This is a genomic window from Mycobacterium sp. TH-M15, from assembly GCF_057473705.1.
The window spans coordinates 1-6,974 of the sequence record NZ_JBYCLB010000066.1 but is presented as its reverse complement, the minus strand read 5'-3'; the positions used below and the strand labels follow the sequence as shown (position 1 = coordinate 6,974).

General features: G+C 71.9%; 9 protein-coding genes. 6 read left to right on the top strand and 3 right to left on the bottom strand.

The genetic code is table 11. From position 1 onward, the window contains the following. A partial coding sequence (locus AC2VNT_RS01665) for an enoyl-CoA hydratase-related protein (protein ID WP_486945203.1) occupies window positions 1–237 on the bottom strand: 237 nt, incomplete at its 3' end. Between the two features lie 44 nt (window positions 238–281). On the opposite strand from AC2VNT_RS01665, the gene AC2VNT_RS01660 reads away from it, so the two are divergent. Further along, a complete protein-coding gene (locus AC2VNT_RS01660; RefSeq protein ID WP_486945202.1) occupies window positions 282–854 on the top strand; it encodes a DUF1802 family protein in 573 nt (190 codons plus the stop codon). On the opposite strand, the gene AC2VNT_RS01655 is transcribed toward AC2VNT_RS01660, so the two are convergent. Next, window positions 813–2,492 carry a CocE/NonD family hydrolase gene (locus AC2VNT_RS01655; RefSeq protein WP_486945205.1) on the bottom strand — a complete coding sequence of 560 codons (1,680 nt, stop codon included), beginning with the start codon at window positions 2,490–2,492 and terminating at the stop codon, window positions 813–815. The genes AC2VNT_RS01660 and AC2VNT_RS01655 overlap by 42 nt on opposite strands. Then, window positions 2,489–3,043 (bottom strand): DUF3558 domain-containing protein, encoded by a 555-nt coding sequence (locus AC2VNT_RS01650; protein ID WP_486945204.1) that lies wholly within the window; start codon window positions 3,041–3,043, stop codon window positions 2,489–2,491. Before AC2VNT_RS01650 ends, AC2VNT_RS01655 begins: the two co-directional genes overlap by 4 nt. 120 nt (window positions 3,044–3,163) lie before the next feature. Between AC2VNT_RS01650 and AC2VNT_RS01645 the strand changes: the two genes are divergently transcribed. From AC2VNT_RS01645 to AC2VNT_RS01625, 5 genes are all read left to right on the top strand, one after another. Continuing rightward, on the top strand, window positions 3,164–4,132 hold the full coding sequence (locus AC2VNT_RS01645; RefSeq protein WP_486945201.1) for a metallophosphoesterase family protein: 969 nt from the start codon (window positions 3,164–3,166) through the stop codon (window positions 4,130–4,132). Further along, window positions 4,129–4,800, top strand: a complete 672-nt coding sequence (pptT, locus tag AC2VNT_RS01640) for a 4'-phosphopantetheinyl transferase PptT (protein WP_486945200.1) — start codon at window positions 4,129–4,131, stop codon at window positions 4,798–4,800. The genes AC2VNT_RS01645 and pptT overlap by 4 nt, the downstream gene beginning before the upstream one ends. Next, window positions 4,797–5,690, top strand: coding sequence for a tRNA pseudouridine(55) synthase TruB (gene truB / locus AC2VNT_RS01635; protein WP_486945199.1), 894 nt, complete (start codon window positions 4,797–4,799; stop codon window positions 5,688–5,690). The genes pptT and truB overlap by 4 nt, the downstream gene beginning before the upstream one ends. Before the next feature lie 92 nt (window positions 5,691–5,782). Continuing rightward, on the top strand, window positions 5,783–6,511 hold the full coding sequence (locus AC2VNT_RS01630; RefSeq protein WP_486945198.1) for a methyltransferase domain-containing protein: 729 nt from the start codon (window positions 5,783–5,785) through the stop codon (window positions 6,509–6,511). Window positions 6,512–6,740: 229 nt separating this feature from the next. Continuing rightward, window positions 6,741–6,974, top strand: a 234-nt coding sequence (locus AC2VNT_RS01625) for a helix-turn-helix domain-containing protein (RefSeq protein ID WP_486945197.1), incomplete at its 3' end; no start/stop codon positions are given.

The following is a 6,974-nucleotide window of genomic DNA, read 5'->3' as shown; positions in this document are numbered from 1 at the left end:
GAGGCCGGGCAGTTCGGTGGCGCCGCCCAGCTCGTTGAGGTCCAACCCGGCGCAGAACACCGGATCGGCGCCGGTGAGGCCCACCACATCGACGTCGTCGTCGGCATCGGCGTCGGCCAGCGCGGTGAACAGCCGGGTGTGCAGCGCCGCCCAGAGCGCGTTGCGTGCCTGCGGGCGGTTCAGGGTCAGTGTTCGCACCCGCTCGGCGGTCTCGACCAGCAGGACGTCGTCGCCCATCGCACCACCGTAGCCATCGGCGGTGCACGCCCTACTGTGGAGGCATGTCCGTCGAGGCGACCCCCAACGCGACCGTTCCGGCACTCAAGGAATGGAGCGCTGTCGTGCACGCGCTGCTGGCCGGGCGGCAGCGGGTGTTGCTGCGCAAGGGCGGTATTCACGAGAAACGGTTCGCCGTGACCGCCGACGAGTTCTTGTTGTTCCCGACGGTCGCGCACAGCCACGCCCAGCGGGTGCGCCCGGAGCACCGCGACCTGCTCGCGGTCGCGGCAGCCGACTGCACCGACGACCACGTGCTGGTCCGGGCGGCCGCCAAAGTCGTCGCCGCGCTGCCGGTCGCCCGGCCCGACGCCCTTGGGGAGATCGCCGATCTGCACATCTGGACGGCCGAGTCGGTGCGCGCCGACCGGCTGGACTTCCGGCCGAAACACCGGCTGACCGTGCTGGTGGTGCAGGCCGTGCCGCTGGTCGAGCCCGTGCGGCTGGTCCGCACCCCCGACTACGCCGGCTGCAAGAGCTGGGTGGACGTTCCGTACGTTCCGCGGCTGGCTGCCCCGGTGTGCGACGCCGGCACGTTAGCCGACGTCGCCGCCCGAGTGCGTGCCGCGGTCGGTTGACCGCACCGGCAGGATCAGCCGGGAGCCGGCAAGCCGCACCACGTGGCGGGCCGGTTGCTGCCGAACCCCGCTGACCGGCGGCTCCCCGGTGCCGAGGTTGCGGGCGTATCGGGGATGGCAGCCGCCGGCGATCAGCATCCGGATCCGGGAACCGGCGGCGAACCGGTGCGCGATCGCGCCGAGCTCCACCCGGACCGGCCCGCGGTGGCCGTCCAGCCGGCGGAATCCGTCGCTGACGTTGCGCGACCGGCGCCCCCGGACCTCGCTGACCCGGACGAACAGGTCGACGTGCGGGGTGTCCGAGGTGTGCGCCAACTCGATCACCGGGTTGCCGGCCACCTCGAGATCGGTGGCCAGCGGATCACCGGTGAAAACCAGCACGTCCGGGCGCCGGGCCAGCCGGCCGTCGCTGCGGTAGCCGCGGTAGGCGGTCAGCAGCGGCCCACCGACGCTCGGGGTGGGCTCGGACGGGTCGTACCGGAAGCGCATCGAGCCGGTCTCGGCGGGTGTCGGGCCCAGCCCGCCGTCGGGTTGCGGATGCCACGGCACCGCGGTGCTCGGCGGCGGCCAGTCGGCCAGTCCGCGCCAGCCGCCGCCGCCGGTGACGAAGACCCGTACCCGGTCGGGTCGGGCGGTGCCGCGGCCGGCCAGGTGGGTGTCCAGCCAGGCCAGCGACTCGCGGGCGATCGGGCCCAGCCCCTCGAAGATCATCTGGGTGTGGCTCCACGGCCCGACGGTCAGCGCCGTGTCCACGCCGCGGTCCCGTAACCGCCGGTACGGCGTCAGCGTCTGGGCCAGCAGCAGATCCTGCCAGCCGCCGATCAGCAGCACCGGGATCCGGGTGCGCTCCAGCGCCTCGGCGAACCGACATGGCCGCCAGAACGGGTCGGCCAGGTCGGGGTGCTCGACCCACGACTCGTACCACGGGGCGCCGCCGCCCAGCAGCTCGCGCCCCGCCGCACCCAGCGGCAGCCGGCCGGCCGCCGCGCGCACCCGGCGGCGGGCCCGCAACTGGTGCGCGCCGGAGCGGAGCTGCCCGCCGTCCTCCTGGTGGGCCATCAGGTCGCTCCAGCCGAGGAAGTCGACGAGGGTGAACGCACCGGTGTCCCAGGAAGCGGCGCCGAAGTCGTACAGCCCGGCGGTGACGACGGCCGCGGCCAGTTCGGGCGGGGAGTCGTCCAGCAGTGCCCACTGGGTGAGCCCGAGGTAGGACATGCCGATGGTGCCGAACGAGCCGGTGAACCACGGTTGCTCGCGCAGCCACGCCGCGGTGTCGGCGCCGTCGGCGGCTTCGTTGGCCATCGGCTCGAAGACCCCACCGGAGCCGAAGGTGCCGCGCACGCTCTGCAGGATCACGTGATACCCCCGGGCGGCGTACAGCCGGGCGAACAGCAGCGAGACACCGATCCCGCGCCCGTAGGGGCTGCGGACCAGCAGGGTGCCGGCCGGATCCGATGGCCCTGGCGGCCCGGTGGCCGGTGCGTAGTGGTCGGCGAGCAGCACCACGCCGTCGCGCATCGGAACCCGTACCGGCTGCACGGTGTAGGTCCGGCCAGCCGGCAGGCCCAGCGCCCGGGCGAGCGCCGCGTCGGCCAGCTGCCAGCTGCGGCCGCGCGGCCGGGAGGTCACGGGGCTCAGAAGATGTAGTACGCGGACAGCTGCTCGGCGCGCTTCAGGTTCTCGGTGGGGCAGTCCACGTCCGGGTTGGAGTAGACCGGCGAGTAGTACAGCGACTGCTGGATGGTGCCGTAGCTGGTCTTGAACGTCACCATGCAGGAGAACCACCAGCGGTTGTTCCATTCGGTGGGTTTCATCACCCAGTACTGCGCGGCGCGGTGCCCGTTGATCGTGGTCTCCAGGGCGTCGGCCGGCAGCGTCTCGGCGTAGCTGCGGTAGATGAACGGTTCGATCGCCATCTGGTAGTTGCCGGCGTCGTACTCGCAGCGCACCCCTTCGGTCGGCCGGGGCGGGGTGAAGGCCAGGCCCAGCCGCTCGATGACGTCGTACGGGATATCCTCGCACGGATCGAACGGCCGCGGGTTGGTCAGGTTGACCGGTTGCGACGGGTTGGTGCTGGGCCCGGCGGCCGGGTCGGCGACGGCGACCGGCGCCGGGCTGTACTGCCAGGCCGTGACGATCGCCATCACCAGGGCGCCGAGCGCCGCGATCAGCCGCACCTTGGTGACCATGACTCTCCGACCCCTCATCCGCTCACCTGCTTCTCCGGGAGTGTACAAGCAGCGTCTCGACCGGCTGACGGAAACCGAGGTCGCCGGCCGGTCTTGCCGCACGCACTAAGCTGGGGCTCCGTGACCGCGCCCCAGGAGCCCCCCGGTACCGGCCGCCCGACGCTGTGGGCGGTCTCCGATCTGCACACCGGCCACCTGGGCAACAAGGCGGTGGCCGAGTCGCTGCACCCGGCGAACCCGGAGGACTGGCTGATCGTCGCCGGTGACGTCGGCGAACGCACCGACGAGATCCGCTGGTCGCTGGAGCTGCTGCGGAAACGTTTCGCCAAGGTGATCTGGGTGCCCGGCAACCACGAACTGTGGACCACCACCAAGGATCCGGTGCAGGTCTTCGGACGGTCCCGGTACGACTACCTGGTCGACATGTGCGACCGGATGGGCGTCGTCACCCCGGAACACCCGTTCCCGGTGTGGCAGGAGGAGGGCGGTCCAGCCACCGTCGTGCCGATGTTCCTGCTCTACGACTACACGTTCCTGCCGGCCGGCGCGGCCACCAAGGCGGAGGGCCTGGCCGTCGCGCGGGAGAACAACGTGATGGCCACCGACGAGTTCCTGCTGTCGTGCGAGCCGTACGGCACCCGGGACGCCTGGTGCGCCGACCGGGTCGCCGCCACCCGCAAACGGCTCGACGAGCTGGACTGGATGACGCCGACCGTGCTGGTCAACCATTTTCCGATGGTCCGCGAACCGTGCGACGCGCTGTACTACCCGGAGTTCGCGCTGTGGTGCGGAACCGTACAGACCGCCGACTGGCACACCCGCTACAACGCGGTCTGCTCGGTCTACGGCCACCTGCACATCCCGCGCACCACCTGGTACGACGACGTGCGGTTCGAGGAGGTGTCGGTCGGCTACCCGAGAGAGTGGCGTCGCCGCCAGCCGCACCGCTGGCTGCGTCAGATCCTGCCCGACCCGCAGTACCCGCCGGGCTACCTCAACGAGTTCGGCGGCCATTTCACCATCACCCAAGAGATGCGCGACGCCAGCGCGAAGTTCCGGGAACGACTGCGCCAGCGGCAGTCCCGATGAGCCGGCTTCTGGACACGGTGCTGGCCCGCGCATCGGCGGCCGCGCTGGCCTCGGCCGAGCTCTACGACGACCCGCCCGAGCTGCGGCCGCTGCCCGAGGAGGAGCCGCTGATCGCGCGGTCGGTGGCCAAGCGGCGCAACGAGTTCATCACCGCCCGGCACTGCGCCCGGTTGGCGATGGAGCAGCTGGGCCAGCCGCCGGTGCCGATCCTCAAGGGGGAGAAGGGTGAACCGCGCTGGCCGGACGGCATCGTCGGTGCGTTGACCCACACCGCCGGCTTCCGCGGCGCGGTGGTGGGACGGGTGCCGGAGGTGCGCTCGGTGGGCATCGACGCCGAACCGCACGACGTGCTGCCGCACGGTGTGCTGGACGCGGTCAGCCTGCCGGTGGAGCGGACCGAGATCGGCCGGCTGCCCGGCGGGTCGCACTGGGACCGAATCCTGTTCTGCGCCAAGGAGGCCACCTACAAGGCGTGGTTCCCGCTGACCGCGCGGTGGCTGGGCTTCGAGGACGCCCACATCACGTTCGACCTCGACGGTGGGGCCTCCGGCGGTTTCGTCTCCCGCATTCTGATCGACCCCGCCGCGCTGTCCGGGCCGCCGCTGACCGAGCTGCGCGGCCGCTGGTCGGTGGTCGACGGGCTGGTGCTGACGGCGATCGTGCTGTGAGCTCGCACCCGCCCGCGCCCGGGATCGTCATCGTCGACAAGCCGGCCGGGATGACCAGCCACGACGTCGTCGCGCGGTGCCGGCGGCTCTTCGCCACCCGCAAGGTCGGCCACGCCGGCACCCTGGACCCGATGGCCACCGGCGTGCTGGTGATCGGAATCGAGCGGGCCACCAAGATCCTCGGCCTGCTGACCGCCTCGGAGAAGAGCTACGCCGCCACCATCCGGCTGGGCCAGACCACCACCACCGAGGACGCCGACGGGGAGCCGCTGGCCACCGTCTCCGCCGACCAGCTGGAACCGGCCGCGATCCAGGCCGCGATGACCGGGCTGCGCGGCGACATCGACCAGGTGCCCTCGGCGGTCAGCGCGATCAAGGTCGGCGGCAAGCGCGCCTACCAGCTGGTGCGCGACGGCGAGACGGTCGAGCTGGCCGCCCGGCCGGTGCGGGTGGACCGGTTCGAGCTGCTGGGCATTCGCCGGCACGGTCGGCTCGTCGACCTGGACGTCGAGGTGGACTGCTCGGCAGGCACTTACATCCGCGCCCTGGCCCGCGACCTCGGTGCCGCACTCGGGGTGGGTGGGCACCTGACCGCGCTGCGGCGAACGGCCTCCGGACGGTTCGGGCTGGCCCAGGCCCGCTCCCTGGACGAGCTGGCCGAGTCCGCGGAGCTCAGCTACGGCTTGGACGAGGCATGCCTGGTCAGCTTCCCGCGTCGCGACCTCTCCGCCGGCGAGGCGGAGTCTGCCGGGCACGGCCGGGCGCTGGAACCGGCCGGCCTCGCCGGGGTCTACGCCGCGGTGGCCCCGGACGGGCGGGTGATCGCCCTGCTGCGCGACGAGGGCCGGCGCACCAGGTCGGTGGTCGTCATCCGGCCCGCCACGCTGTGATGCGTTGCGGGCCGAGGTCGCCGACGAAACCGACGGGCGGTGGGCGGACGTGGAGGTGTTGTCGTTACGGTGGCTGTCGAGAAGGGACGACCATGACCATTCCCCCCGCATTGCAGAAGGCATTGGAGCTGCTGGCCGATCCGCCGGCCGAACCCGACGTCCGCAACGGATACCTCGACCTGCTGGGTGCCGTCGGCGGGCACGCCGACGTGGCGAAGAACACCGGTGTCGTCCAGCGGGTGTGGGCCTCGACGGTGGGGTCGATGCTCTACGACAATGCCCAGGCCGCACTGCGCCGCCTGGCCACCACCTGGCGACAGCCGTTGGATTGGTTGAACATCCCGGCGGGCGGGACCGTCCTGGACGTGGGCAGCGGTCCGGGCGACATCACCGCCTCGCTGGCGCACGCAGTCGGCCCGGACGGGCTGGTCCTCGGAGTCGACATCTCCGAGCCGATGCTGGCGCGTGCGGTCAAAGCGCAGGCCGCGCCGCAGGTCGGTTTCCTGCGCGCCGACGCGCAACGGCTGCCGCTGCGTGACGCGACGGTCGACGCCGTGTCGTCGATGCTGGTTCTGCAGCTGGTGCCGGACCCGGCGGCGGCCTTGGCCGAGATGGCACGCGTGTTGCGGCCCGGCGGACGACTGGCGGTGCTGCTGCCCACGGTCGGCCCCGGGGCGCGGTTGTTGACCATGCTGCCGATCGCCGGCGCGCACCGGTTCGGCGAAGACGAGGTGGGCGATGCCCTGGAGGGGCACGGCCTGGTCGGTGTGCGCACCAGGACCGTCGGCACCATGCAGTGGGTGCGTGCCCGCCGGCCGTGAGGTCAGTGCCAACATCGCTTAGCCATCGAATCTCCTTACACGGCACGGCAAGTCCGACCGCTGCTACCGGCATATCCGGGCTCGGCCGCTGACCCGGACGGGTGGCTCGCATGCGGAAAGCGCGCCATCCCGGTCACACCAAAACATTCCGATATGCATGTATTCATCCACGCCATAACCGACTCCGGGTACGGTTGATTCGCCGAGCTGCGGCGGAAAGGGGAGCGAGATGACGGCCAGCGCCGACGAACGACGCGTTCGGCGGACCCAGGCTGAGCGCAGCGCCGCGATGCGTGCCCGCCTGCTCGACGCGACGGTGGAGTGCCTGGTCCGGCACGGCTACTCCGGGACCACCACGCCCCGCATCGCCGAACTGGCCGGGGTCACCCGGGGCGCGCAGATCCACCACTTCCGCTCGAAAGAGGACCTGGTGGTCGCGGCCATCGAGCACCTGGCCCAGCAG

Excerpts from the sequence above, each read along its gene's own strand:
- pptT (WP_486945200.1), top strand. The coding sequence starts at position 4,129 with ATGAGCCGGCTTCTGGACACGGTGCTGGCCCGCGCATCGGCGGCCGCG.
- AC2VNT_RS01660 (WP_486945202.1), top strand. The coding sequence starts at position 282 with ATGTCCGTCGAGGCGACCCCCAACGCGACCGTTCCGGCACTCAAGGAA.
- AC2VNT_RS01630 (WP_486945198.1), top strand. The coding sequence starts at position 5,783 with ATGACCATTCCCCCCGCATTGCAGAAGGCATTGGAGCTGCTGGCCGAT.
- AC2VNT_RS01650 (WP_486945204.1), bottom strand. The coding sequence starts at position 3,043 with ATGGTCACCAAGGTGCGGCTGATCGCGGCGCTCGGCGCCCTGGTGATG.